This window comes from Halorubrum luteum (assembly GCF_054652935.1).
Genome location: NZ_BAAIGT010000002.1, coordinates 2,497,715 through 2,522,396, shown reverse-complemented (window position 1 = coordinate 2,522,396; position 24,682 = coordinate 2,497,715). Strand labels below are relative to the sequence as shown.

The following is a 24,682-nucleotide window of genomic DNA, read 5'->3' as shown; positions in this document are numbered from 1 at the left end:
ATAAATCGTGGCGGCGTTCGCGTACACCGACCGCGGCGCTCGGCCGAACGCGGGATCACCGATACCGACCGCGCTGCTCGACGTCCCGGAGCCGGTCGAGCACCTCGGCCTCGCCGACCGACCGATACCCCTCCTCGAACGCCTCGACGACCGGATCCGGATCCGTCGCCGTCGCGCCGACCGACCCCTCGAACACGTGAAGATCCATCGCGTGGTCCTCGACGTGACCGGTGTGGTAGCCGAGCCCGAAGTCGATGAGACGGATTCCGGTCGCAGTGTCGCCGGCGGAACGTCCGTCGGATTCGGTGTGTCGGCTCTCCTCGTCCGCCACCCGCACGTTCCGCGGCGTCGGATCCCCGTGGACGATCCCGGCGTCGTGCAGGCGGGCGAGGTGGCGGCCGACCGCCGCGGCACGAACCGGCGTCAGCGCCGCGGTAAGATCCCTGTCACCGACTCGCTGGAAGGTGAGGGTCGCGTTCAGTACGTCGACATCGTACACGAGCGGCGTGGGGACGCCCGCACGCCGCGCCTCGCTCGTCAACCGCGCCTCCGAGACGGTTCGATCCCGCCGAAGCGTTCGGTCCAGCTCGGGATGACGGTAGGATTTGGGAACGCGACGCTTGAGTACGCGGTCCGACAGGATCTCCACGATGGCCTCCGCACCGCGGTGGGACGGATCGTCCGATCCCGAGTCGACAACGGCGTCGGTCGAGCCCACGCCCCGGACGACCGACGAAGCGTCTTCGCGCCACGTTACCGGCACCTGATCCGGACGGAAGTTCGGATCGACCGCGGACTCACGGACGGGGACCGTATCCCCTGCCCGCGCCATCTTCGTACCCAGCACGGCGATCATCCCCGCGTTGTCCCGCAGATACCGCGGATCGGGAGCGTAAAACGCTGCCCCGCGGGCCGAACACATGGATTCGAGCATCTCCCGGAGCCGATCGTTTTGGCCGACGCCACCGCCCAACACGAGCTCGTCGGCCCCCGTCAGCGAGAGCGCGCGCTCGGACACCTCCGTCAACATCGCGAACACGTGCTCTTGAAGCGCAAAACAGATTCGCTCGACCGGAACGCCGTCGTCGTACGCGTCGTTGGCCGCGGAGCTGATCCCTGAAAACGAGAAGTCCATCCCTTTCACCACGTACGGGAGATCCAGGAGATCGTCGCCGCGGGCCTCCGACTCGGCGAACTCCGCAGCCGCGGCTTCGACTTTCGGACCGCCAGGATGGCTCCAGCCGACGTGGCGTGTGAACTTGTCGATCGCGTTGCCGACGCCGGCGTCCATCGTCTCGCCGAGCACGCGGTAGCGACCGTCGTGGTAGCCGAGGAGGTGGGCGTTCGCGCCGGAGGCGTTCAGACACACCGGGTTCTCGAAGCCGGACTCGTGCCGCCCGATCTCGAGGTGTGCGACCATGTGGTTGACGCCGACGAGCGGCACCTCGAGGGTGCCGGCCAGCGCCCGCGCCGCGGTCCCGACCGTCCGGAGGCAGGGACCGAGCCCCGGGCCACGGGAGAAGGCAACCGCGTCGATCGCGTCCGACCCGTACTCCGTCTCGGCGTGGTCGAGCACGCGGTCGACGACTCGTGGGATCGCCTCCGTCATATGCTCGGCGGCCTCGCGCGGATGAATGCCGCCGCTATCGGGCTCGTATGGGTCGGATTCGATAACGGTGGTGTCGGCCTCGGCGTCGTGGATGGCGGCGCTCGCACACCACGCCGTTCCCTCGATACCGAGAACGCGCATTCGGTCGGCGTTCAGGCCTCTTCGGCAGCGGCGTCGTCGTCGGCTCCGATCTTGTTCCGGTCGAGCATATGCTGTTGTTCGACCTCGAGCGCGTCCTCGGCGGTGTCGTACACCTTCGCGTAGCCGACCGTCTTGCGCATGCCGAACTTCGTGTTCAGCTCGTGGACGACGACCTCGTCGGAGGACTTGTCCAGCTTCGCCGCCAGGGAATCGCGAACGGAGAGCCGGGACGGCGTAGCGTCCTCGTGGGTCGTCTCGAACCTGATATCGGTGCGGTGCAACATGGGGTTCTCCTCCTCGGAGATGATATCGACGTCCATAGTTCAGTTACAGGTAACTCCCCGGGAAAGCTGTAAAAGGATTTCGAAGCGGGGGTCGAGAACAGCCGATAGAGGCCGAACCCGATCCCGATCGACGTCCCGAGTGTGAGCACCCAAAACAGCAGCGTCACACCGATCTTCCGACGGGAGACGCCCGCGGATCCCGCAGCGAGCCCGCCGCCGATCACGCCGGAAAGTGAGGTCGTTCCTGTTCACTCGGTCGCCTTGAGGTTGTGAACGACATCGAGCCAGTCGATGATCTCCGCCGTAGGTTCGATCGCGGCCGCGACCGCGTCGGTCGGCTTGTACGCCATCGGTGCTTCGTCGACGACGCTTTCGACGACCGACTCCGAGTAGACGCCGGTCATCGCGTCCTCGAAGGCCTCGACGTCGAACCGTTCGTGGGCCTCGCGCCGACCCATCACACGCCCGGCACCGTGTGGAGCCGACCGGTTCCATCGCTCCGCTCCCTTGCCTCGAGCCAGAATCGAGCCGTCCGCCATGTTGAACGGGATAATGAGGCGCTGCCCCTCGCGAGCAGGGGTCGCTCCCTTCCGAATTGTCATGTCCTCGAAGTCGATGTAGTTGTGAATCGACTCGATGCGATCCAGCGGTTCGACCCCGAGAGCCTCACAGATCGCCTCGCTCATCAGGTGCCGATTCCAGCGGGCGTACTGCTGTGCGAACAGCATATCCACGTAGTAGCCGTGCGCTTCCCGTCCATCCAGCCAGTCAAGCTCTTCGTTTCGGTCCTCGGCTGCCTCCTCCGGTCGGGAGAGTGTATCGAACACCGATTCGACGCGTTTACCGTCGAACGTGTCTCGTATCCGTTCCTTTCGGATGTGTGATTCGCCCTTGCCCCCCGTCACCCACTCGTAGAGGTCGTGATCGCTCACCTGATCGGGGTCGAATTTGAGAAACTCCGCGTACTCCGCCGGGATCGCGTCGCGAATCGCATCCGCGCTGCGATACTGGTTGGCCCTGTGTTGCCAGTACTCCGCGACGGATTTTCCGAGATACCGTGATCCGCTGTGGATGACGACCCAGTACGCGCCCGATTCACGTGCCCGCGAGAACTCGATGAAGTGGTTCCCCCCGCCGAGCGTTCCTGCACTCTGGATGACGTGGCCCATTCCCTGTCGCTGGCGCGAGAGCACCCGCCGACAGAGCCGTTTGAAGTACTCGCCGTCGTAGCCGTCGAACTCGAATCCCAGTGGATCGATCGGGCGGCCGAAACGCTGCTCGTAGGCGGTAGCGAACCGATCGAACACCTCGTTGGCACGGTCGAACGGAAACTCCTCGACCAGATGGGGAGCGTCGTCGTAGTCGTGAACCTCGCGCCCCATCGGCACTGCCTCACGAACACGTCGGTCACGCTCCGGTGCGTCGAGGGGAAGCTCCTCCCCGATGTTCGTCGCCGTCATGCCACAGCCGACGTCGACGCCGACGATGTTCGGGACGACTGTATCGGGGAGCTCCATCGTGAACCCGACCGGCGCACCGGCACCCCAGTGGGCGTCAGGCATCACCCGCACCGGTTCGGTAAACGCGGGGTTATCAACCAGCTCCCGGATCTGTTCCAGACAGATCTCCTCGATCAGCGATTCGTCGTCGACTAGAACCTCGGCCGTCGTGTACTCCCCGTCGAGCGTGAGCGTCATGGTCGCCAGTTCGTGCTGCGGAACGTAATGATTCTCCCCGCGTCAGCACGCCCGAGACGGGCCGCCGGAGATCAGTGGAGAACAGAGAAACCAACTCAGGATCGATTATAAATGGTCTAAGAAGATTTGAGCCTCGTATAAAACGTCCAGCAGGTCGATGAACGGTGCGAAACGGTCGGTCGAACGCGTTAATCGACACGAACACACCGTAACGCTGTGGCCCTTATATGGGGTCCGCAGTCCATGGGGTGAGTGAAGCAGGTGATTCCGATGTCAACTGAAACGCTCCCCTCAACCGTCCGCGCTCCAGCCCGAGTCGCCGCCGCGCAGTGCCGTCGTCTGACCGTCGGCGGCGTCCGTGCCACCGCGTTCTGGGCGGCCGTGTTCCTCCCGCTGGTGTACGTCCCCGCGGCGTACACCGTCGACGGCTCCGCGGTACTGCTCGCGCTGCTGGCCCTCCACATGGCGTGTGTCGTCATTGGCCACGAACACAACCTCCCGGCCGACCACGAGTGATCCACTTATGAGTACTACACGTTCCACCACCGACACGGCGACCGAATCCGAAGAACCGCTCGAAAAGCGATCGAAGGCCGAGCGACTCGCCGCGTTCCTCCGCGAGGAGGCTGCCGACGGCGAGACGTACTTCAAAGCGAAGTTTATCGCGGACGATGTCGACCTCTCACCAAAGGAGATCGGGGCTCTCATCGTCCAGCTGCAGGACTCCGTCGCCGATCTCGAGATCGAGAAGTGGTCGTACACGGGCGCGACCACGTGGCGAGTGTCGCGCCGAACGGCGTGAATCGGCGTCTACGGCGAATCGAGTCACATGGTACCACACCGTCTCCTCCCCGCTGACTGTGGAACCGATCGCTTTCTCGTCGGTGGCGACCGGCTGCCGGACTCTCTTGCCGGAGGTGCCAGGTTTTCTTGATCGGAGAGAGGTGTTCGGAAGCAATGCCGGCGTTTATCGACCGCTACGTCGCGGAGCTCCGTACCACCGTCAGCTCGCTCCGCGGGGGCGGTCGCGGGTGGATACTCGCGGCGATCGCGTTCGGCTGGTTTCTCTCGATGGGGGTGCGCCTGAGCTATCCCGTCATCCTCCCACACGTCCGGACGGATCTCGGACTCGGCCTTTCGACGGCCGGCCTGCTGCTCACCGTCCTGTGGACGGCGTACGCGCTCGGTCAGTTCCCGGGCGGCTTCCTGGCCGACCGCTGGGGTCCCGGGGTAGTGCTGCTCATCAGCACTAGCGGCTCCGCCCTGATGATCCTGCTCGTCTCGCTGTCACCGACCGCAGCGCTACTTTTCGCAACCACGGCACTGCTCGGCGCGAGTACCGCACTGTACGGTCCCGCACGCTTCCCGCTGCTGTCGGGCGTGTTTTCCGGTCGGTCCGGAACGGCGATCGGGATCACGCAGGCGACCGGCAATCTCGGCAACACGATACTCCCGTTTACCGTCGGAGTGATCGCCGGTGCCGTCGCCTGGCAGTTCGGGGCGTTGCTCTTCGTCCCCCTCTTCGCCGTCGGTGCGGTGGCGATCTGGTGGGTAGTTCCACGACGAGTTAGCGGGTCGGCAGCGGGAGGCAACGAGTCGCCGATCCAGTCACTCTCACTGGAGTCGGTACGGCACGTATTTTCGCGGCTGGCCGTTCGGCCCGTGCTCGTAATCGCGGCCATCCAGATACTCGGATCCTTCACCTATCAAGGCTTTACCGGCTTCTACCCGACGTATCTCATCGAGGTCAAGGGGCTGTCTGCGCGGGACGCGTCGCTCCTGTTCGGGGTCTTCTTCGCCGGGGGGATCGTTATTCAGCCGCTCCTCGGCATGATCGGCGATCGGGTAGGAGAGCGGAACACGCTGCTCGTGTTACTTTTTTTCATCACGGCCGCACTCACACTCCTTCCGTTCGTCGACGGCTTCTGGTCGTTACTCGCGATGACGGTCGCCTTGAGCAGTCTTCTCGGCCGGGCAGTGCTGGCTCTGACGTACCTCACCGAAGCTCTCGCCGAGGAGATCCGTGGCACCGGGCTCGGAATCTTGCGGACCTGTTACATTCTACTGGGGTCGACGAGTCCGCTGCTGATCGGAGTGCTTGGCGATGCCGGCTACTTCGATCAGGGTTTCTGGCTGCTCGCCGGTGCCAGCGGCCTGATGATCCTCCTCTGTGTCGTCCTTCCGCCACTGTCGTCGGTTGAGTAGCAGTCCATGCTCAACTCCGTCCAATCAGACGTGAGTCGGTCGTTTGCAGTCTCGATTCCCGAGGTATCGTCGACCGACCGGATCACCATTGAGGGGTCGCGGATGCGTCATCGGCGGACCGGAGCCGGGTCATCGGACACTCGAGCACGCCGGAAAACTTCAACTCCGCTCGAATGCCTGGGCTCATGTCTTTATACTTTGCCTGTCCTACAAAAAGCCCCGGCGGCGTATATTGGGAGGGTTTTTATTCGCGATCGTCGTCGAGAGGGTATGTCCACGCCGACCGACCGCGTTCGACGCGCGGAGCGCTCGCGCATCCGCGTGATGTTCGACCTCGCACAGCGTCACGACGGCGATCTCGTCCGGTTGGAGGTCGGGGAACCCGACTTCGACACGCCCGCCCACGTGATCGACGCGGCCGCAACCGCCGCCCGCGACGGCGCGACCCACTACACCTCCAACGCCGGGCTGCCCGCGTGCCGCCGGGCCATCAGCGACACGCTCGCGGACGAGTACGGCGTCGACCACGACCCCGACGAGATCGTCGTCACCGTCGGCGGGATGGAGGCGCTCCACTTGGCGGTCCTCGCGACGGTGCCACCGGGCGGGGAGCTGCTCGTTCCGGGGCCGACGTGGCCGAACTACGAGACGCAGGCGACGCTCGCCGACGGGAGGCTCCGCGAGGTGCCGCTGCCGGCAGCGTCCGGGTTCGCGCTCGACGCGGATCGCGTGATCGACGCGATGAGCGGTGACACCGCGGTGGTCGTGCTCACGACGCCCTCGAACCCGACCGGCCGGGTGTTCGACCCCGAAGCGTGCCGGGCGGTCGTCGAGGCCGCGGCCGACCACGACGCGTACGTGATCGCCGACGAAGTGTACCTCGGACTCACCTACGAGGGTCCCGCCGAGGGGATCGCCGCGTACACCGGCCACCCGGATCACGTGTTGACGGTCGGCTCCTGCTCGAAGGCGTACGCCATGACCGGCTGGCGACTCGGCTGGCTCGCGGGCGATCGCCACGTGATCGACGAGGTGGTGACGGTCCGCGAGTCGACCACCGCCTGCGCGTCGAGCGTCGCCCAGCACGCCGCGATCGCCGCGCTGACCGGGCCACAGGAGCCGTTCGAGGAGATGCACCGGGCGTTCCGCGAGCGGCGCGACCTCGTCGTCGACCGCGTCGCCGACATCGACGGGCTCTCGTGTCCCCGTCCGGAGGGCGCGTTTTACGCCTTTCTCGACCCCGGGATCGACGCGCCCGCCATCGACGTCGCGAAGTACCTACTGAACGAACACGGCGTCGTGCTCGCGCCCGGAGACGGCTTCGGCGACACGGCTCCCGGGCGGCTCCGGCTCTCGTTCGCCAACTCCGTCGACAGGCTTCACGAGGGGTTCGACCGCATCGAGGCCGGACTGGCGGCGTACTGACCGCCGGCCGTCCCGGGTCTCGCGATCCCCTCGGTCACCGCATCAGCGCTCCGCCGTTCACGTTCAGCGTCCCGCCCGTGAGGAACGTCTCGTCCCCTCGTCCGCGGCCTGGGTGTCGGCGTGACGGTGGAGCCAGAGCGCACAGCCGATCGCGACGACGCCGGCGGCGGCCCCGATCGCGAACGCGACCCGGTACCCGGGCAGCGTGTACACCCGGACGCCGTCGACGTACTCGCCGGTCCAGTACGCGTCGAGCGCCCACCCCATCAGCGTCGGGAACGTCGCGGCCCCGAAGAAAGCGGCGCCGTTGATCGCGCCGAACGCGATCCCGCTCGCGCGGTCGTCGTACCGTGCCCGGATCATCGGATACGTGAGCACGAACGCCCCGAGCAGGCTGCCGACGACGAGAAACACGACACCGAGCGAAACCAGTGGTGGCGTGCCGAGAAGGGCGACGAACGCGAGCCCCCCGGTGTGGACGACCGCGCCTGCGACGATCAGCTCCGTTCGCCGCTCTAATCCCTCGGAGAGCCGGCCGAACGCCGGCGGGCCGACGACCGCGCCGACCCCGCCGGCGAGCGTGATCGTCGACGCCGCGGTTACCGAGACGTCGTACGCCTGCGTGACGTACGGGATCCCCCACAGCCCGACCAGCGTGAGGTTCACTCCGCCGGTACAGTACAACAGGACCGCGATCACCCACGTCCCTCGGTCCGTGAGCACCGCCGCGGTGTACGACCGCACCTCCGCGATCGAGAGGCGGGGGCGCTCGGGGACGCCCTCGATCGGGTCGAAGCCCGCATCCTCGGCGGAGTCGCGGACGAACACAACCGTCGCGACCGCGCCGACGAGTCCGAGGAGGCCGAGCGTCAGCACGGTCGACCGCCAGCCCGCGGCGTCGACGACGACGGCGAACGGCGTGGTTGCGAGGATCCCGCCGATCCCGCCGACGGCGAACGAGAGCCCGTTCATCGTCTCGAACTCGTCGGCACGGAACCAGTTGGTGCTGAAACGTAGCAGCGAGACGAAGATCACGCTCCCGCCCAACCCGATCAGAAACCGTCCGCCGATCGCACCCGTATAGGTGGTCGCGAGCGCGAACCAGACGGCCCCGACGTTCATCACCGCCGCGCCGCCGGCCGCGGTGAGTCGCGATCCGACGCGGTCGACGAGCACACCGGTCGGGATCTGCATCACCGCGTACACGAAAAAGAAGACCGCGTGGAGCGTGCCGAGCTGTCCGCCGGTGGTGTCGAGCGCGTACATCAACTCGCCGGAGATCACCGCCGTCGAGAGCCGGTACACGTTCACGAGCAGGAACGTGAGCGCGATGAGCCCCCAGAGTAGCCACCGACGACGGAGCGGGTCCGACCAGCACGAGCGGAGCGATCGGAGGACCACGGTAGTGGTGAGGGTTCGCCCGGACGCGTGATGAAGCTTGACATCCTCCGCGGATCCGCCTTTCGACGCCCGTAGCGGTCTGGCGTATGCGTGCACTGCGGCGATCGGTCGTGTGCGCGCACCGTAGCGATCTCGACGCGCGGAGGATTCGATGGTCGATCGAGGCGGGCTTTATTAGTTGTGGGCGGAAGATGCGAATGAATGACCGATCGTGTCACCGTGTCACTCAATGACGACTCACGCGCCGCGCTCGACTCGCTGCTATCCGAGACGGGACTCGGACAGAGCGAGGTGGTCAGGCGCGCACTCGCGTTTTACGCGGCGAACTCCCGAGTCGCCGGTGCCGACGACGCCGACAACCTCGAACAGTACTACCGAATGCTCGACTCCGGGGAGCACGTCCTGCTGGACGTCGACTTCCTCCACGCCTTTCTCGACGCGCTCTACGACGGCGGCGACCCCGACCCCGAGTTCGTCGCCGCCGCCGACCGGGTGGCCGACTACCACGCGCGCGAGTACGCCGAACGCTTCGATCGGCTGGAGGAGCTGCTCGACTGGCTCGTGCTGTGTGGCTTCCTCGAGGTACGATCGGAGAACGACGGTGTGTTCCACGTCGTGTTCCCCTCGGAGCCGATCCGCTGGTTCATGACTCGCTTCATCGAACGGAGCACCGCCGACGTACCGTTCGACGTCGAGATCGACGACGGCGTCTCGAAGGTGATATTCACCGAGATCCCGCCGGAGGGGGCGTAGCTATTCGCGGCCGGGTTGAAAAGTGTGAAAAGTGTGGATGACATCGAGTGTCGGCTTCAGTCCGGCCCGCAGTGAGGAGAGGGATCCGTCCGCAGTGGGGCGAGGGATCCGCCTCGGTGTTCTCTCGAAAGATGCTGCAGTCGTATGCGACCACTCGGCGATGATCATACGATAACATACATCTTATGATCTGATATTCATTTATTTCGAGTCCATATGATCGCGTCGTAACAATATTTTTTAACAATACGTGTATTGAGTGGGAACGTCACACGAGGTGACTATTAACATGGGAATCATCGACAGACTCAAAGCGATCGGACCGGGCGCGCTCATCGCAGCAGCGTTCATCGGTCCGGGAACGGTAACGACCGCGAGCGTCATCGGCGCGGAGTACGCGTACGTCCTGCTGTGGACGATCGTGTTCTCGATCATCGCGACGCTCGTGTTACAGGAGATGAGCGCCCGGCTCGGGCTCGTCACCCGCGAGGGGCTCGGGGAGGCACTCAGGGGGATCTTCGACAACCCCGCCGCGCAGACGGCGACCGTCGTCCTCGTCGTCTCGGCGATCGGGATCGGGACGGCGGCGTTCCAGACCGGGAACATCGTCGGGGGTGCAGCCGGGCTCTCGACTATCACCGGCGTAAGCGAGAACGTCTGGGGACCGGTTATCGGGCTGATCGCCGCCGGGCTGCTGTGGACCGGGAACTACAAGCTGATAGAGCGGGTGTTCATCGCGCTCGTCGTCGTGATGGGGCTCGCGTTCCTCGTGAACGCGGTCGCCGTCCGTCCCGACCTCGGCGCGGTCGGCGCGGGACTCGTCCCCACGGTTCCGGAGGGGTCGGCGTATCTGATCGCCGGACTGGTCGGGACGACCGTCGTCGGCTACAACCTCTTCTTGCACGCGAGCACCGTTCAAGAGAAGTGGGACGGGCCGGCCGAGCTGACGGAGTGTCGGACCGACACGTACGCGCTGGTGATCGTCGGCGGGTTCATCACCGCCTCGATCGTGATCACCGCGGCGGCCGTCTTCCCCGCTGGCACCGAGATCACCGACGTGGGCGCGATGGCCGACCAGCTCGAACCCCTGCTCGGCGGCTACGCGCTGACGTTCTTCGCGATCGGGCTGTTCGCGGCCGGATTCACGAGCGCGATGAGCGCCCCGTTGGCGGGAGCGTACGCGACCGCCGGCGTGCTCGGCTGGGAGCGCGACCTGACGTCGACGCGGTTCCGCGCGATCTGGATGACGATCCTCGGCGTCGGTGTCGTCTTCTCCGCGCTCGGCTACAACCCCGTGCAGGTGATCGTGTTCGCACAGGTGGCCAACGGGATCCTGCTGCCGATCCTCGCGGTGTTCCTCATATACGCGATGAACAGCAACGACCTGCTCGGCGAGTACACGAACAGCGCCGCACGGAACGTCGCCGGGGCGATCGTCACCCTCATCGTGGTGTTCCTGGGGTTCCAGACGCTGTACGACGTGCTGGTGCTGTAGTGTGGCCGGGCCGCGACCCGCCGTATTCCGAGCGTTCATTGCCCTCGAAACCCGTACACGCCACAACTCCCGTACACGCCACAACTCCCGTACACGCCACAACTCCCGTACACGCCACAACTCCCGTACACGCCACAACTCGTCTCGTTCGGCGCGAGACGTACCAACCGACACACGCGAGCCGGACGGAGCCGCAGATCGAACGATTATCGGCTTCGGAGATCGACCGACTACCGACTCTCACGACTGACCACCCACACACCATGACCGACACACGGATCGGCGTCGACGTCGGCGGCACGTTCACGGACGTGACGCTGTTCGTCGACGACGACCTGACGACCGCGAAGGTACCGACTACGGCCGACCAGAGCGTCGGCGTCATCGACGGCGTCCACAAGGCCTGCGAGACGGCCGGCGTCGAACCGACGGAGATCGACGCGTTCGCCCACGCGATGACCGTCTCGGTGAACGCGCTCCTCGAACGCGACGGCGCGCGAACCGCGCTCGTCACGACCGAGGGATTCCGCGACGTCCTCGAGATCGGCCGCCAGACGCGACCCGACCTGTACGACCTCGACGCGGAGAAGCCGGAGCCGCTCGTCCCGCGACGGCGACGCTTCGAGGTCGACGAACGGGCGGTCCCGGAGGCGATCGAGGAGCCGGTCGACGCCGAGGCGGTCCGGTCGGTCGCCGACGAGATCCGGGCGTCGGACGCCGAGAGCGTCGCCGTCAGTCTGCTCCACGCGTACGCACAGCCGGACAACGAGCAGCGGGTCGCCGAGCTGCTGCGCGAGGAGCTCGCGATTCCGGTGTCCGCCTCACACGAAGTGCTCCCGGAGTTCCGCGAGTTCGAGCGCACGGCGACGACCGCCGCGGAGGCGTACGTCACCCCCGGGATCGACGGCTACCTCGGGCGACTGCTCGACGGCGCACGCGAGGAGGGGCTTCCAGCCCCCCGAATCATGGGCTCGAACGGCGGCGTCGCCGACGTCGAAACCGCCCGAATGAACGCGGTCCGGACGGTGCTGTCGGGGCCGGCAGCGGGCGTCGTCGGCGCGGCGGCCTCCGTCGACACGCCGTCCTCGGCCGACGCCCGCGACGGCGTCGTCACCTTCGACATGGGCGGCACCTCGAGCGACGTGAGCCTCGTTCGCGACGGGAACGCCGAGCGCACGTCGGACACGGAGATCGGCGGCATCCCGATCCGGACGCCGATGGTGGACGTCGAGACGGTCGGCGCGGGCGGCGGCTCGATTGCGTGGACCGACGCCGGCGGGGCGTTACGCGTCGGGCCCGAGTCGGCCGGCGCGGAGCCCGGACCGGCCTGCTACGGTAAGGGCGGAACCCGGGCGACGGTGACGGACGCGAACGTCGTGCTCGGGTATATCGGCCCGGACGCGGCGCTCGGCGGCGAGCTCTCGATCGACGTCGACGCCGCCTACGACGCGCTCGAACGCCTCGCCGACGAGGCCGGGCTGGCGGACGCGACCGCGGCCGCCCGCGGCGTCCACCGCGTCGCGAACGCGACGATGACCCGTGCGATCCGGTCGGTGACCGTCGAACGGGGCCACGACCCGCGACGGTTCGGGCTCGTCGCGTTCGGCGGCGCGGGACCGATGCACGCCGCCGCGCTCGCCGAGGGGCTCGACGTCAGCCGGGTGATCGTCCCCGGGCCGGCCGGCGTGCTGTCCGCGTACGGGCTGCTCGCGGCCGACGAGAGCCACGACGCGGTCCGGACCGTGCGGCTCCCGCTGTCCGATCCGTCCGCGGGTGACGCCGTCGGGGAGGCCGCCGCGGACGGGCAGCTAACCGAGCGGGCCGAGACGACCTACGAGGCGCTGACCGAACGGGTGCTCGCCGACGTCTCGAACCCGGATGCGGCACGGGTCGAGCGGGCGGCGGACTGCCGATACGCCGGCCAGAGCTTCGAGCTGACCGTTCCGGTCGACGGCGGTTCCGCGAGCGATTCCGAGAACGCCCGCGAGCGGTTCGACCCCGAGGCCGTCGCGGATCGGTTCCACGCCGCCCACGAGCGTGCGTACGGCTATCGACTCGACGAGGCCGTCGAGGCCGTGAATCTCCGAGTCACCGCGACCGTCGGCACGGACCCGCCTCGGGCGCGCCACACGGGCGGCGGCGACGCCGAAGTCGGCACTCGCGAGGCGACGTTCCCCGAGGCGGGCACCGTCGACGCGACGGTGTACGACCGGAGCGCGCTCTCGGTCGGCGAGCGGATTCGAGGGCCGGCCGTGCTCGAACAGGCCGAGAGTACGACCGTCGTCCCGCCCGGCTGGGCCGGCAGCGTCCGCGAGAACGGCGCGCTGGTGCTGGACAGGGACGGGGAGACGGACGAGGAGGCAGAGACCGGAGCGGCCGCAGCCGACCACGGAGGTGGCCGATGAGTGACGCGATCGATCCCGTCACCCTCGAGGTGCTCCGGAACCAGCTCGAGGGGGTCGCCGAGGAGATGGGCCAGGTGTTGATCCGCGGCGCATACTCGCCGAACATCAAGGAGCGACAGGACTGCTCGACCGCGCTGTTCGACGCCGACGGGCGCATGGTCGCACAGGCGGAGCACATCCCGGTCCACCTCGGCGCGATGCCGGAGGCCGTGGCGGCCGTCCGCGAGCGCGATCCCGAACCGGGCGACGTGTTCGTGCTCAACGACCCGTTCACCGGCGGGACACACCTGCCGGACGCCACGCTCGTCTCGCCGATCACGCTCGGCAGCGCGGACGAGGCCGAGGCCGAGATCGTCGGATACGCGGTCTCGCGCGCACACCACGCCGACGTCGGGGGGATGACTCCCGGGAGCATGCCGGCGGGCGCCCGTGAGATCCAACAGGAGGGGCTCAGACTCCCGCCGATCCGTCTCGTGAAGGCGGGCGAGCGCGACGAGGCGCTGTTCGAGCTGCTGCTCGCAAACGTTCGGAGTCCGGACGAGCGGCGCGCGGATCTCCGGGCACAGATCGCGGCGAACGAACGAGCCGAGAGCCGACTGCGAGAGCTCGTCGGCGAACACGGCAGAGGGGTGATCGAGGCGGCGTTCGACGCCGTAATCGACTACTCGTACGACCGGATCGTCGAGGAGATCCGGGCGCTGCCGGACGGGACTTACGAGGCGGCCGACGTGCTGGAAGGAGACGGCGTGACCGACGAGGATATCCCGATCCGGGTCGCGGTGACCGTCGACGGCGAGACGGTCGACATCGCGTTCGACGGCACCGCCGAGCAGGTCGCCGGAAATCTCAACGCGCCGCTCGCGGTGGCGAAAAGCGCCGTCTACTTCGTCGTCCGCTGTGTGACCGACCCGGAGATACCGCCGAACCACGGCTGCTACGAGCCGATCCGGATCGATGCGCCGGACGGCTCGCTGCTTTCCCCCTCGCCGCCGGCCGCGGTCGTCGGCGGCAACGTCGAGACGAGCCAGCGCGTCACCGACGTCGTGCTCGCCGCCTTCGCTGAAGCTGCGCCGGACCGCGTTCCCGCGGCGAGCCAGGGAACGATGAACAACCTCACGATCGGTGGGCGTGGACGGACCAGGAGTGGGTCGGACGACGAACGCGTCGACGGCGGTGCCGACGGACCGTTCACCTACTACGAGACGATCGGCGGTGGATTCGGCGGCCGCGCCGAAAAAGACGGGATGGACGGCGTCCAGGTCGGCATGACGAACACGCTTAACACTCCCGCCGAGTCGTTGGAGACGGAGTACCCGCTCCGCGTCGAGCGATACGCACTCCGTCCGGACAGTGGCGGGGACGGGCGACACCGCGGCGGGCTCGGTATCGAGCGAACGGTCCGCGTCGAGGCTGACGCGACCGTCTCGCTTCTGACCGAACGCCGTCGGCACGCGCCGGCGGGTGTGGAAGGCGGCGAGTCGGGTGCGACCGGCGAGAACCTGATCGACGGCGAGCCCGTCGGCGCGAAGACGACCGTCGACGTCCCCGCGGGCACGACGGTCACCGTTCGGACTCCGGGAGGTGGCGGGCACGGCGACCCCGACGACAGGGACCCCGAGGCGGTCGCGAACGATCGAGCGGACGAGAAGGTGACCGACGAATGACCGAGGTGACCGACGAATGACCGAGGTGACCGACGAATGACCGAGGTGACCGACGAATGACCGAGGTGACCGACGAATGACGGGGTGGCGCGGCCGACTCGGCGTCGTGGTTCCCTCCTCGAACACGACCGCAGAGCCCGAGTTCACGGCGTGGACGCCGGACGGCGTCGAGGCGTACGCGGCGCGAATGTCGCTCTCGTCAGTGACCGTCGAGGAGCTCGACGCGATGAGCGATGACGCCGAACGCGCAGCGGAGCTACTCGGCGACGCCGATGTCGACGCCGTAGCGTACGCCTGTACGACCGGGAGCCTGCTTCACGGGCCGGGGTTCGACGCGGAGCTGGAGGCAACGTTACGTGACGCCGCGGACGCTCCGGCGGTCGCAACCGCGCGGTCCGTCGACCGGGCGCTGTCCGCGCTCGACGCCGAGCAACTGGCAGTCGTCACGCCGTACGCCGCCGAGCTCGACGAGCGCGAGGCGTCGTACCTGACGGAGCTCGGCTACGAGATCGAAGCGATCAACGGGCGGGGGCTCGTCAGTAACGCCGCGATCGGGCGGCTCTCGGCGACTGACGCGTACGAGCACGTCAGGGAGGTCGTCGACGGCCTCCCCGCTACCGGTGCGGGTGACGGAGCCGAGGTCCCTCCCGACGTCGACGCCGTCTTCGTCTCCTGTACGAACTATCGCACGCTCGCTGTCGTCGACGCGCTGGAAGCCGACCTCGGCGTACCGGTCGTCTCGAGCAACGGGGCGACGCTGTGGGACGCGCTCGACCGACTCGGAGTGGTCTCCGACTGCCTCCCGGGAGCGCTGGGGAGTCTCGATCCGGAGTCGACGACGGCCGAAGGCTCTTGACTGCCGCCCTCGGACCTCCGGTATGACGTCCGACGTGTCGGAGTCCCCGTCCGGGGCTCCATCGACCGCCGAGGAGGCGTGTTTCGAGGCGGGGATCAAGTTCGGGTCGCTGTACCACCAGTTCGCGGGGACGCCCGTGAGCCCGGCGAGCACGCGGAGCCTGGAGGCCGCGATGGCGGCGGCGATCGAGAACCAGCCGCACTGCACGGCCGTCACCGTCGACATCGACGATGACCGAGTCGCCGAGGCGATCGACCACGAGAACGGGTACACGGAGCTGACGGGGACGCTAATGAACGTCGAGATGCGGATCGAGTACGACGACGTGGTCGTCCGGACCCGCATGGAGATGACCGACGGCTATCCGCTGATGCAACTCGTCGACGTCGACGCGTAGCGCGACACTGTCCGAACGCGGTCGGTCAGGTCGGCGAAGTCGGGCGCGTCGTCGACGTGCAGGATCCGAACCTGACCGCTCATACGTATGACCAACCTTTCAACGTGAACCCGGGTGACGGACGGAACCCGAGAGCGCTCGTCGGAGTCGCGACCGCCGAAGCGGAACTGAACTCCGAACGTGAGCGAAACCGACGTGAGACGACCGGGAACGCTAGGTTTCACTTCCGCTTTCGGGCACGCTTTTAAACTGTACGGGGTCGACGAGTAACACATGAGCCAGTCAACGTTCGACGACGACGACCTGTTCGGCGAGGCGGCCGCGGAGACGCGCGCGGAGGTCGAGGAGCATCTCGCGGCCGCTCGCGAGGAGCTTCCCGCGGCCGACGACGTGTGGCTCACCGACGCCGACAACGTGCTCGGCGCGCTCAACGGACTCAAATCCGCTCTCGACGTCGGCGACGCGGTCGATCACGTCCGCTCGGCGAAGAAGTCGTACGTGCTCGGCGAGCGCGCCGACGCGTTCGAGGACGCCGAGGACTTACAAGCGGAGATCGAGGAGCTGGAGACGCTCGTCGCCGACATCGAGAGCGCCGCCGAGGACGTCGGCTCCCTCACCGGCACGATCCCCGCGATCCGCGGCGCGCTACAGGACGCGGCCGACGAGTAGGAGCACGCAGCTTCCCACGGCTGATTCGGGCATGCGATCAAGACATACACGCCATGACAACGGCTCCATGGCTCTCTCGCATCGGTGGTTAACACCACAGTTATGCTCCGGTGCGTTTATAACGCGTTTTCGAGAGCAGCCGCCACGCTCCGCGCCTTTTCCGCGAGCGGCTCGGGAGTGTTGCCGGCCGCAACCGACTCGTCGAGAACGCCGTCGTCGACTCGCTCGACCGTCCCGTCCGCGTGTTTCACCACGTCCACGTGGAGGTCGACGTAGCTCACGGCGTCCGGGAACAGCTCCACGGGCGTACAGACGTTCACGTACGTCCCCTTTACCGTGCCGTCGTCGCCGCGGTACGTCGTCGGATACCACCAGCGCCCCTCCGTCAGCTTGGTGACGGCGACATCGCCAGCCTCCCGAGGTACGTCGAGTCCGTCGTAGCTTCCGCCGGGGCTCATCGACCGTTCGACGGTGATCCCGTCCTCGTCGACCGCCGTCACTTCGCCCTCCCCGAGGCGTATCATCCGTCCGTCGGGCTTCCCGTGACGGATCCCGACCGCGTCGCCCTCGGTGGGACCGAACACCTCGCGCACGATCGTAAACGGAAACTCGGCGTCTGCGTCGGGGTCACACAGCGCCTCTGCGAGGTCGACGCCCGCGGACGCGTCGGCCGCTCCCGCCTTGATCCGGTGGTGTCCGGGCATCGTCGTCGTCACTTCGCGCCGGACGTCGTCGAGCGCGAACCGGCACTCGCGGCCGAACCACACCCACGCTCCGGCGGTCGGCGTCGCGACCGGTGTGTCGACCGCCTCCGCCGGGTCGATGACGCCCGTCTCTCCCGCGACGTCGGCGAGTCGCTCCGCGGCCGCGACCGCCTCCTCCAGTCCGGCCTCGAGCGCGTCCATATCGGCGTCGACCGCGGTGTCGCTCCACACCGTCCGCCAGCCGTCGGGTGCCTCCAGTCCGAGCAGATCGGTCATCCCGGCCAGCTCGCGGGCGGCCTCGTCGTCGTACGCGTCGACTCGCGTTCCCGACCCCGGCTCGAGCGTCACGAGCCCGCCGCCGGCCCGGAGCGTGGCGTCGAGCTCCGGCCGATGACGCCCCCACGGCGCGGCCGACTCGCGCACTTGGACGCGTACGTGGTCGCCTTCATCGATCCGCGCGTCGATATCGTCGTACGGGAGATACCCCTCTCGGCGACCGCCCTCGACCGCCAGCGACACCACCGCTCCGCCGCCGAGCGTGTCGGAGACCTCGCCGTCGAGCACGGTGCCGGGCGGCGTCGGATCGCTCCACGCGATCGCGTCGATGCCGATATCCGTGAGTCGCTCGCGAACGGCCGCCACCGCCTCGGATTCGCCCGCAACTCCGACGCCGAGTCGGTCGTCGGTCGTATCGACATCGACGTCCGGGGGTGCTGCCGGGAACGACTCGTCGAACCGGCGGCGGATCGGCGGCGAGGCGTCGACGATCTCGTGACCGTCCGCCACCAGCAGCCGCGTGAGTGCGGTCGTGTAGATCCCACGGAGCCGAACTCGGACGCTCATAGCCGGTCCCGCTCGCGGGCGAACCGCACGCGGTCGTGGACCGTCGGGCCGAGCGTGAGTTCGACGAGGTTGGGGTCGTCGCCGTTGTCGGGGCTGTGGCCGCCGTCGCCGTCGTCGATCGACAGCACCCGCCCGTCCTCGACGGGAACGCCCCATCCGTCGAGCGAGAGGTAGCCGCGCAGGTCGCTCCCGTGCGTGAAGAGATCGACGTCGGCGACCGGGTGCTCCTGTAGCTCGGCGGTGCTGTGTGCTAGCTCCATATCCGAGTAAACGACATCAGCGTCGGCGAAAAACGCCGCAATCGCGTCCGCGTCGTCGGCGACGAGCTCGGCGACCCGGTCGGAGACGGCCGCGATCTCGTCGGCGTCCATCCCCGCCTCGCGGAGCGCCTGCTGGGTCCGTTCGTCGAAGTGCATACACGCCGTTCGTCGCCCGGCGTTTCAATTCTGTCGGCTCGTGCCGGCATCGGTTCGGTTCCCGTCCGCTCGCCGTGCGGGTGAAAGTTCTTAACCGACTCCGCACGAACGACGTGGTATGTCCTCACGGTCGGATCCGGTGGAGGAGGCGGCTCCCGAGGATCGCGACCTCTACGATATCGCCACGTGGGAGGAGCGGACCTCCCTCGATGGGCTCTCCGTCGCGGTGTACTGGCTGATAACGCGGCTGACGAAGTTTCTCGTCCTGTTCACCGCTCTCCTGATCCTGCTCACTATCCTCGCCTCCTTCGGGTTCGGGCTCGTCTTCGATCCCGTCGTCGCGGGACTCGTCGCGCTGTCCGCGATTCCCGCGTTCGGTCTCGCCGCGTACGTGTACGTCTCGGACGTGACGACGAGCGAGCCGCTCTCGCTTCTGGTCGCGACGTTTCTTCTCTCGGTGCTCACGGCGACGTTCGCCGCCGTGCTCAACAGCCTCACCCAGCCGTTTTTTCAGCCGTTGGGGTATCTCGGACTCGTCCTCTTTTTCTTCCTCATCGTCGGTCCGGTCGAAGAGACCGTGAAGCTGCTCGCGGTCCGGCTGTACGCGTACACCGACGAGCGGTTCGACGCGGTGATCGACGGAGCGGTGTACGGGGCGATCGCCGGGCTCGGCTTCGTCGTCATCGAGAACTTCGTGTACATCGCGGGCAACATCGACATCGACGAGCTCCGTCTAGGTGCCTCCGCGCTCGGCGCTGGCGACGGGATCGCGGCGATCCGTGCGCTTGCTGGCCCCGGTCACGTCGTCTACTCGGCGTTCGCCGGCTACTACCTCGGATTGGCGAAGTTCAACCCGGACCACCGCGGGCCGATCATCGTCAAGGGGCTTTTGATCGCGGCGGCTATCCACGCGCTGTACAACAGCCTCGTCGGCCCGGCGACGACGGCGATCTCGTCGCTGACGGGGCTCCCGCTCGTTCCGGCGCTTTTCGTGTTCGTCCTCGGATTTCAGGGGTTCTTCGGCTACCTCCTCCTCGTGAAAATTTGGCGGTATCGCGAGGCGTATCTGTCGACGCGACCGGAGTCGGTCGATCCGAGCACCGAACGGTCGGACGTCGACGAACCGAACTGATCCCGGCCGCGTCGGACGCGTTCAGCTCTGTGCGATGTCGACCCGGGACCGGTCTCCGGTCCCACCGGTTAGCGCGCTCGCGAGTGCACCCTTGACGACGACTTCGTCGCCGAGTTCGGTCAGTCGCACCTCGGGGACGTTGATAAACACCATCTCGGGGAGCTTCTCGCGGATCGGATCGAGGATTCGGTCGGGGTTGTTCAACGCGACCGCGCCGCCGACGGAGACGACGAGCGGCGCGTACGCGTGGATGACGTTCGCGAGTCCCATCGCGTTCCAGTGGGCGAGCTGGTCGATCACGTGGTCCGCGAACGTGTCCTCGCCGGCGTGTTCGAACACGTCGACGGCGGTGAACTCGGGGTCTTCGATCGGCAGGGCGGTGCCGATCGGGTCCTCTTCGTGCAGTTCGCGGGCGTATTTCGGAATGTTGTTGCCCGAGCAGTACGCCTCCCAGTGGCCGTCGTGGCCGCAGCCGCAGGTCATGGACCCGTGCGGGTCGATCGTCATGTGGCCCACCTCGCCGGCGTTGCCGTCCCACCCGGAGAGCACGCTGCCGTCAACGGCGACGCCAGCACCGATCCCGGAGGAGATGGTGAGATACACCATGTCGTCGGGGTTACGCTCGGAGTGGAACCGCTCGCCGATGACGCCAGCGTTGGTGTCGTTGTGGAGGTACACCTCGTCGGTGTTCAACAGCTGTGATAGCGGCCCCGTAAGCGGGATCCGCTCGATGACGTCCGGGAGGTTCGCCGGTCCCTGCACGACGCCGGCGGCCAGGTCGAGGGGGCCGATCGACCCGATCCCGGCCGCGCCGACCTCCGTCGGATCGACGCTCGCCTCGTTGCAAGCGCTCCGGACGACGCTCAACACGGCCTCGGTGACCGCGATCCCGTTCGGACCGCGCGGGGTTCCACGCTCGTCGGAGCCGAGCACGGTCGCAGTCTCGTCGCCGACGACCGCGCGGACGTTCGTCGCGCCGAGGTCGACGCCCACGTAGTACATCGATCGTATTGGCGACCCCGTCTCACTTAAGCGGGACGCTTCGCGGGATCGAGGAGGGACGATTCGCTCAGCGCGTGTCGTCTCGGACGAACGTGACCGGGCTCGGCGACGTGAGGATCACTTCCTGGGCGATGCTGCCGAACACAGCCTTTCCGGTCGGCGAGCGGTTGCGACCGCCGACGAGCACGCGGTCGGCGTCGACCGCCTCGGCGGTGTCGACGATCTCGTCCGCGTGGTCGCCGACCGCGCCGCGGATCGTGTGAGGGACGTCCGCCGCCGACAGCGCCTTCGAGATGGTTCGGGTCGTCGTGTGTCGCTCCGCGACCGCGTCGGGCGTCGACGCCTCGCTTTCGGCGGCGACGTCGAGTTTCGAGCGAATCTCGTCGAACTCCTCGTCCGTGAACACGTGGACTAAGACGACTTCCGCCTCGGTCGGTCCGGCGACGTCTATCGTCTCCTCTGCCAGCCGCTCCGCTCGCTCCTCGTCGGCGGTGTCGACGGCGAGAAGGATCGTTTCGATGCCGGTCTGTTCGGTTCGCTTCTGGCTCGCTTCCATGCTCATACTCGTCTTTGGGCCCCGTCGCTCTTAAGTCTGTTGCAGATTTTACTCAAAAATGAATTAATTTTTATGGGCCGTCGGGATCGTTCGTGAGAGTGGGTGTAACCCGGTGTCGTCGCTCCGGTCTCGCCGTTCCGATCTCGTCGCTCCGATTCCGCCGAGCGTCGTCGCCTCTCGGCACGCCGACCGAAACCAGACCCTTCTTTCCGTTGCGGCACGCGAGTCGACGTATGAACCGGAGGCAGGCGGACCGCGTGGTTGGGCTGCTTCTCGGCGTCGTGCTTCTCGTCGGTCTCGTCAGCACGGGACAGCTGCTCGTCTCCGACGATTCGATGATGGGACACGCCGGTGCCGCGCCCGCGATCCACTTTCTGGGACCGTTGCTTTTGAGCGTCCTCGTCGTCGCCGTCGTCGCCGGTGCGTACGCGCTCGTCAGGGACGGCGTGTTCGACGGCGATCCGCCTCGCGAGCAGCCCGCCACGACCCCGACGGACGTCGAGTCGTCGGCCTCCGCAGCGGGGAACGCGGCAGATCCCGCCGCCGACACGGACGGCCACCCCGACGCGCCCGACGACGCCGACTCGGCGGCCACGATAACGCGGGCGGAGCGACGCGTGCTCGATCTCCTTCCCGAGGACGAGCGGCGGGTCCTGACGCCGGTGATCGAGTCGCCCGGGATCACCCAGACCGCGGTCGCCGACCGCGCGGACTACTCCCGGAGCAAGGTGAGCCAGACGATCACCGACCTCGAGGACCGCGGCCTGCTGTACCGAGAGCGTCAGGGCCGGACGTATCGAGTGTATCCTGCCGACGATCTCGGGGACCGCCACTGACGAGCGTCATGAACGGTCTCGAATCCAAAAGACACCTGAGAAGCAATTATAAACAGTCTCGAACGATCTACTGGATTGATTTACACCCTCTCGCTTATTCACACGGAGGGTGTACAGTGAAATGTAGACATGAACGCACAAGACCAACTCGGGCGGCCCGAACGGAAGACGGCTCTTCGAACAACGACGGTGTTGAACGGCGGTTCGACCGGAGACCGAATCCAGTGCATGTGGGGTGATATCGCATGACTGGTGAGACGCGCACGTCCACGGTCATCGTCCTCGCTCTCCTCGGACTCCTCGCGCTCCCGTTTCTCCTCGGTCCGATGACCGGGCTGTTCGGATGGGGACACGTGGGGACGACCGGGAGCTGGGGACACATGTCCGGTACGGGCTGGGGGCTGGGCTGGCTGTTCGCGCTGGCGGTGCCGCTGATCCTCGTCGCCGGCGTCGGCTATCTCGTGGTCGCCGCACTCGATGGCGACCGACACGGCGAGCCCGACGACGAGGCGCTCGCGGAGCTTCGGGCCGCGTACGCCCGCGGCGAGATCGACGACGAGGAGTTCGAGAACCGCCGCTTGCGACTCCGGCAGGGCGAGGAATGAGACGGATCTCCGACCCGAGCCGGACCTCGGATGTGAGCCGGGACTCGGACGGGAGCCGAGGCTCGGACGCGAGCCGGGACTCGGACGGGAGCCGAGGCTCGGACGCGAGCCGGGACTCGGACGGGAGCCGAGGCTCGGATGGGAGCCGGAACGCGGACGGGACCCGCCTCTCGCGCCGCGCGCTGCTTCGGTCGGGAGCGATCGCCGCGGTCGGCGTCGGCGGCGCGGGCTGTCTCACGACGGACCTCGGCGGCGACGACGGATCGGGTGACGGCACGGCGAGCGACGGCGAGGCGTTCCCCAAACCGACGTACGGGGATCCGGACCGCGAGTACCGGCTCACCGCGACGGTCGGCGAGGTCGACGTCGGCGACGGGACCACGGTCGAGACGTGGCTGTACGACGGCCAGTACCCTGGTCCCGAGATCCGCGCGGTCGAGGGCGAACGCGTTCGCGTCACCGTCGCAAACGAGCTCCCCGAGTCGACGTCGGTCCACTGGCACGGGATGGCGCTCCCGGGCGAGAACGCGATGGACGGCGTCCCGGGCGTGACACAGCCGCCGATCGAGCCGGGCGAGGAGTTCGTCTACGAGTTCGACGTCGGTCCGACCGGCACCCACTGGTACCACAGTCACTCCGGGCTCCAGCTCGACCGCGGCCTGCTCGGCCCGCTCGTCGTCGAGGAGGCCGACCCGCACGTCGCGTACGACCGTGAACACACGGTCGTGATCGACGAACTCCTGACGGACGAGCCCCGCGTCACGCGGTCGAACGGTCACGGGCATATGGGCGGCGGGTTCGCCGACGGTCCCGCGTACGACGGGACGCTGATCGGTGGACGACTCCCGACGGATCCGGCGGTGCTCGACGCGGAGCCGGGCGAGCGCGTCAGGCTTCGGTTCGTCAACGCGGCCGGATCGACGACGTATCGGGTCTCCGTCGGGGGACACTCGATGCGGGTCACCCACACGGACGGGCCGGCAGTCGAGCCAGTTTCGGTCGACGCGGTCGATATCGGCATGGGTGAGCGCTACGATGTCGTCATCGAGGTCGACGGCGGCGGCCCGTTCGCGGTCCGGGCGGACCCGCTCGATCGGACGATGCCGGGCGGGCGCGCGCTCTTGGGCGACGGGTCGGCAGACGAGACGCCGGTCGACGACCCGCTCGGGTCGCACGTGCTTCAGCTATCGGAGCTCCGGTCGGTGACGCCCCAGCCCGGCGTCGACGGGTCGCCGGACCGCACCGTCGACCTCACGCTGGCTCCTGGCACGGACGACGACGAGGAGGCGGCGTGGACGATCAACGGGCAGACGTTCCCCGACGCCGACCCGCTCCGGGTCCGGGAGGGTGAGCACGTCCGACTTCGGATCGCGAACCGGAGTCCGATGCGACATCCGATGCATCTCCACGGCCACCACTTCACCGTCGGTGACGCCGTGAAGGACACGGTAACCGTGCCCGGACACATGGGGCAGCGCACGCTTGACATAGTCGCCGACAACCCCGGCCGGTGGGTGTTCCACTGTCACCACCTGTACCACATGGAGACCGGAATGATCCGGCTGCTCACCTACGAGTGAGCGCCGA

23 protein-coding genes and 1 pseudogene are annotated in these 24,682 nt (G+C 67.5%); 15 read left to right on the top strand and 9 right to left on the bottom strand.

Annotation, left to right across the window (positions count from 1 at the left end; translation table 11 throughout):
- Window positions 1-55 precede the first annotated feature (55 nt).
- The 4 genes and pseudogenes from ACYQ0R_RS12455 to ACYQ0R_RS12440 form a co-directional block, all read right to left on the bottom strand.
- On the bottom strand, window positions 56-1,750 hold the full coding sequence (locus tag ACYQ0R_RS12455; protein WP_459824253.1) for a bifunctional N(6)-L-threonylcarbamoyladenine synthase/serine/threonine protein kinase: 1,695 nt from the start codon (window positions 1,748-1,750) through the stop codon (window positions 56-58).
- 11 nt (window positions 1,751-1,761) lie between these two features.
- Complete coding sequence (locus ACYQ0R_RS12450; protein ID WP_459824251.1) at window positions 1,762-2,070, bottom strand: 30S ribosomal protein S24e; 309 nt, start codon at window positions 2,068-2,070, stop codon at window positions 1,762-1,764.
- 56 nt (window positions 2,071-2,126) lie between these two features.
- Window positions 2,127-2,267, bottom strand: a pseudogene (locus ACYQ0R_RS12445) (inorganic phosphate transporter); the annotation flags it as partial.
- A gap of 15 nt (window positions 2,268-2,282) precedes the next feature.
- On the bottom strand, window positions 2,283-3,731 hold the full coding sequence (locus ACYQ0R_RS12440) for an RtcB family protein (protein WP_459824249.1): 1,449 nt from the start codon (window positions 3,729-3,731) through the stop codon (window positions 2,283-2,285).
- A gap of 270 nt (window positions 3,732-4,001) precedes the next feature.
- Between ACYQ0R_RS12440 and ACYQ0R_RS12435 the strand changes: the two genes are divergently transcribed.
- The 4 genes from ACYQ0R_RS12435 to ACYQ0R_RS12420 all read left to right on the top strand — a co-directional run bounded on the left by ACYQ0R_RS12435 (window position 4,002) and on the right by ACYQ0R_RS12420 (window position 7,361).
- The gene (locus tag ACYQ0R_RS12435; protein WP_459824247.1) at window positions 4,002-4,247 is read left to right on the top strand and encodes a DUF8028 family protein; all 246 of its coding nucleotides are present in this window, start codon (window positions 4,002-4,004) and stop codon (window positions 4,245-4,247) included.
- Window positions 4,248-4,254: 7 nt separating this feature from the next.
- Window positions 4,255-4,533 (top strand): DUF7123 family protein, encoded by a 279-nt coding sequence (locus ACYQ0R_RS12430; protein WP_459824245.1) that lies wholly within the window; start codon window positions 4,255-4,257, stop codon window positions 4,531-4,533.
- A 155-nt stretch (window positions 4,534-4,688) separates the two neighbouring features.
- Complete coding sequence (locus ACYQ0R_RS12425) at window positions 4,689-5,936, top strand: MFS transporter (protein ID WP_459824242.1); 1,248 nt, start codon at window positions 4,689-4,691, stop codon at window positions 5,934-5,936.
- 270 nt (window positions 5,937-6,206) lie between these two features.
- Window positions 6,207-7,361, top strand: coding sequence for a pyridoxal phosphate-dependent aminotransferase (locus ACYQ0R_RS12420; RefSeq protein ID WP_459824239.1), 1,155 nt, complete (start codon window positions 6,207-6,209; stop codon window positions 7,359-7,361).
- Between the two features lie 63 nt (window positions 7,362-7,424).
- Here ACYQ0R_RS12420 and ACYQ0R_RS12415 read toward each other — a convergent pair whose 3' ends face one another.
- A complete protein-coding gene (locus ACYQ0R_RS12415; protein ID WP_459824236.1) occupies window positions 7,425-8,762 on the bottom strand; it encodes an MFS transporter in 1,338 nt (445 codons plus the stop codon).
- Window positions 8,763-8,963: 201 nt separating this feature from the next.
- Here ACYQ0R_RS12415 and ACYQ0R_RS12410 point away from each other — a divergent pair, with 201 nt between their 5' ends.
- The 7 genes from ACYQ0R_RS12410 (at window position 8,964) to ACYQ0R_RS12380 (ending at window position 17,001) form a co-directional block, all read left to right on the top strand.
- Entirely contained in the window at window positions 8,964-9,515 is a 552-nt protein-coding gene (locus ACYQ0R_RS12410; protein WP_459824234.1) for a ribbon-helix-helix protein, CopG family, read from the top strand.
- A 289-nt stretch (window positions 9,516-9,804) separates the two neighbouring features.
- On the top strand, window positions 9,805-11,010 hold the full coding sequence (locus ACYQ0R_RS12405; protein WP_459825762.1) for an Nramp family divalent metal transporter: 1,206 nt from the start codon (window positions 9,805-9,807) through the stop codon (window positions 11,008-11,010).
- Window positions 11,011-11,273: 263 nt separating this feature from the next.
- Window positions 11,274-13,415, top strand: a complete 2,142-nt coding sequence (locus ACYQ0R_RS12400) for a hydantoinase/oxoprolinase family protein (RefSeq protein WP_459824232.1) — start codon at window positions 11,274-11,276, stop codon at window positions 13,413-13,415.
- On the top strand, window positions 13,412-15,079 hold the full coding sequence (locus tag ACYQ0R_RS12395) for a hydantoinase B/oxoprolinase family protein (RefSeq protein ID WP_459824230.1): 1,668 nt from the start codon (window positions 13,412-13,414) through the stop codon (window positions 15,077-15,079). The genes ACYQ0R_RS12400 and ACYQ0R_RS12395 overlap by 4 nt, the downstream gene beginning before the upstream one ends.
- Window positions 15,080-15,155: 76 nt before the next feature.
- Window positions 15,156-15,935 carry a maleate cis-trans isomerase family protein gene (locus tag ACYQ0R_RS12390; RefSeq protein WP_459824227.1) on the top strand — a complete coding sequence of 260 codons (780 nt, stop codon included), beginning with the start codon at window positions 15,156-15,158 and terminating at the stop codon, window positions 15,933-15,935.
- Between the two features lie 22 nt (window positions 15,936-15,957).
- Window positions 15,958-16,332 carry a dihydroneopterin aldolase family protein gene (locus ACYQ0R_RS12385; protein WP_459824224.1) on the top strand — a complete coding sequence of 125 codons (375 nt, stop codon included), beginning with the start codon at window positions 15,958-15,960 and terminating at the stop codon, window positions 16,330-16,332.
- Between the two features lie 273 nt (window positions 16,333-16,605).
- Window positions 16,606-17,001 (top strand): DUF5790 family protein, encoded by a 396-nt coding sequence (locus tag ACYQ0R_RS12380; RefSeq protein ID WP_459824222.1) that lies wholly within the window; start codon window positions 16,606-16,608, stop codon window positions 16,999-17,001.
- A gap of 116 nt (window positions 17,002-17,117) precedes the next feature.
- On the opposite strand, the gene ACYQ0R_RS12375 is transcribed toward ACYQ0R_RS12380, so the two are convergent.
- Together ACYQ0R_RS12375 and ACYQ0R_RS12370 are read right to left on the bottom strand one after the other, a co-directional pair.
- Window positions 17,118-18,548, bottom strand: coding sequence for a ribonuclease FAU-1 family protein (locus ACYQ0R_RS12375; RefSeq protein WP_459824219.1), 1,431 nt, complete (start codon window positions 18,546-18,548; stop codon window positions 17,118-17,120).
- A complete protein-coding gene (locus ACYQ0R_RS12370) occupies window positions 18,545-18,964 on the bottom strand; it encodes a DUF7532 family protein (protein ID WP_459824218.1) in 420 nt (139 codons plus the stop codon). Before ACYQ0R_RS12370 ends, ACYQ0R_RS12375 begins: the two co-directional genes overlap by 4 nt.
- A gap of 118 nt (window positions 18,965-19,082) precedes the next feature.
- Between ACYQ0R_RS12370 and ACYQ0R_RS12365 the strand changes: the two genes are divergently transcribed.
- Window positions 19,083-20,096: a PrsW family intramembrane metalloprotease gene (locus tag ACYQ0R_RS12365; protein ID WP_459824217.1), complete on the top strand. Its 1,014-nt coding sequence runs from the start codon at window positions 19,083-19,085 to the stop codon at window positions 20,094-20,096.
- 21 nt (window positions 20,097-20,117) lie between these two features.
- On the opposite strand, the gene ACYQ0R_RS12360 is transcribed toward ACYQ0R_RS12365, so the two are convergent.
- Together ACYQ0R_RS12360 and ACYQ0R_RS12355 are read right to left on the bottom strand one after the other, a co-directional pair.
- The gene (locus ACYQ0R_RS12360) at window positions 20,118-21,098 is read right to left on the bottom strand and encodes an ROK family protein (RefSeq protein ID WP_459824216.1); all 981 of its coding nucleotides are present in this window, start codon (window positions 21,096-21,098) and stop codon (window positions 20,118-20,120) included.
- Window positions 21,099-21,165: 67 nt separating this feature from the next.
- Entirely contained in the window at window positions 21,166-21,660 is a 495-nt protein-coding gene (locus ACYQ0R_RS12355) for a universal stress protein (RefSeq protein ID WP_459824215.1), read from the bottom strand.
- 227 nt (window positions 21,661-21,887) lie between these two features.
- Here ACYQ0R_RS12355 and ACYQ0R_RS12350 point away from each other — a divergent pair, with 227 nt between their 5' ends.
- From ACYQ0R_RS12350 to ACYQ0R_RS12340, 3 genes are all read left to right on the top strand, one after another.
- Window positions 21,888-22,490, top strand: a complete 603-nt coding sequence (locus tag ACYQ0R_RS12350; RefSeq protein WP_459824214.1) for a helix-turn-helix transcriptional regulator — start codon at window positions 21,888-21,890, stop codon at window positions 22,488-22,490.
- Window positions 22,491-22,735: 245 nt separating this feature from the next.
- On the top strand, window positions 22,736-23,095 hold the full coding sequence (locus ACYQ0R_RS12345; RefSeq protein ID WP_459824213.1) for an SHOCT domain-containing protein: 360 nt from the start codon (window positions 22,736-22,738) through the stop codon (window positions 23,093-23,095).
- 32 nt (window positions 23,096-23,127) lie between these two features.
- Window positions 23,128-24,675 (top strand): multicopper oxidase family protein, encoded by a 1,548-nt coding sequence (locus ACYQ0R_RS12340; RefSeq protein ID WP_459824212.1) that lies wholly within the window; start codon window positions 23,128-23,130, stop codon window positions 24,673-24,675.
- The last annotated feature ends 7 nt before the right edge of the window (window positions 24,676-24,682 follow it).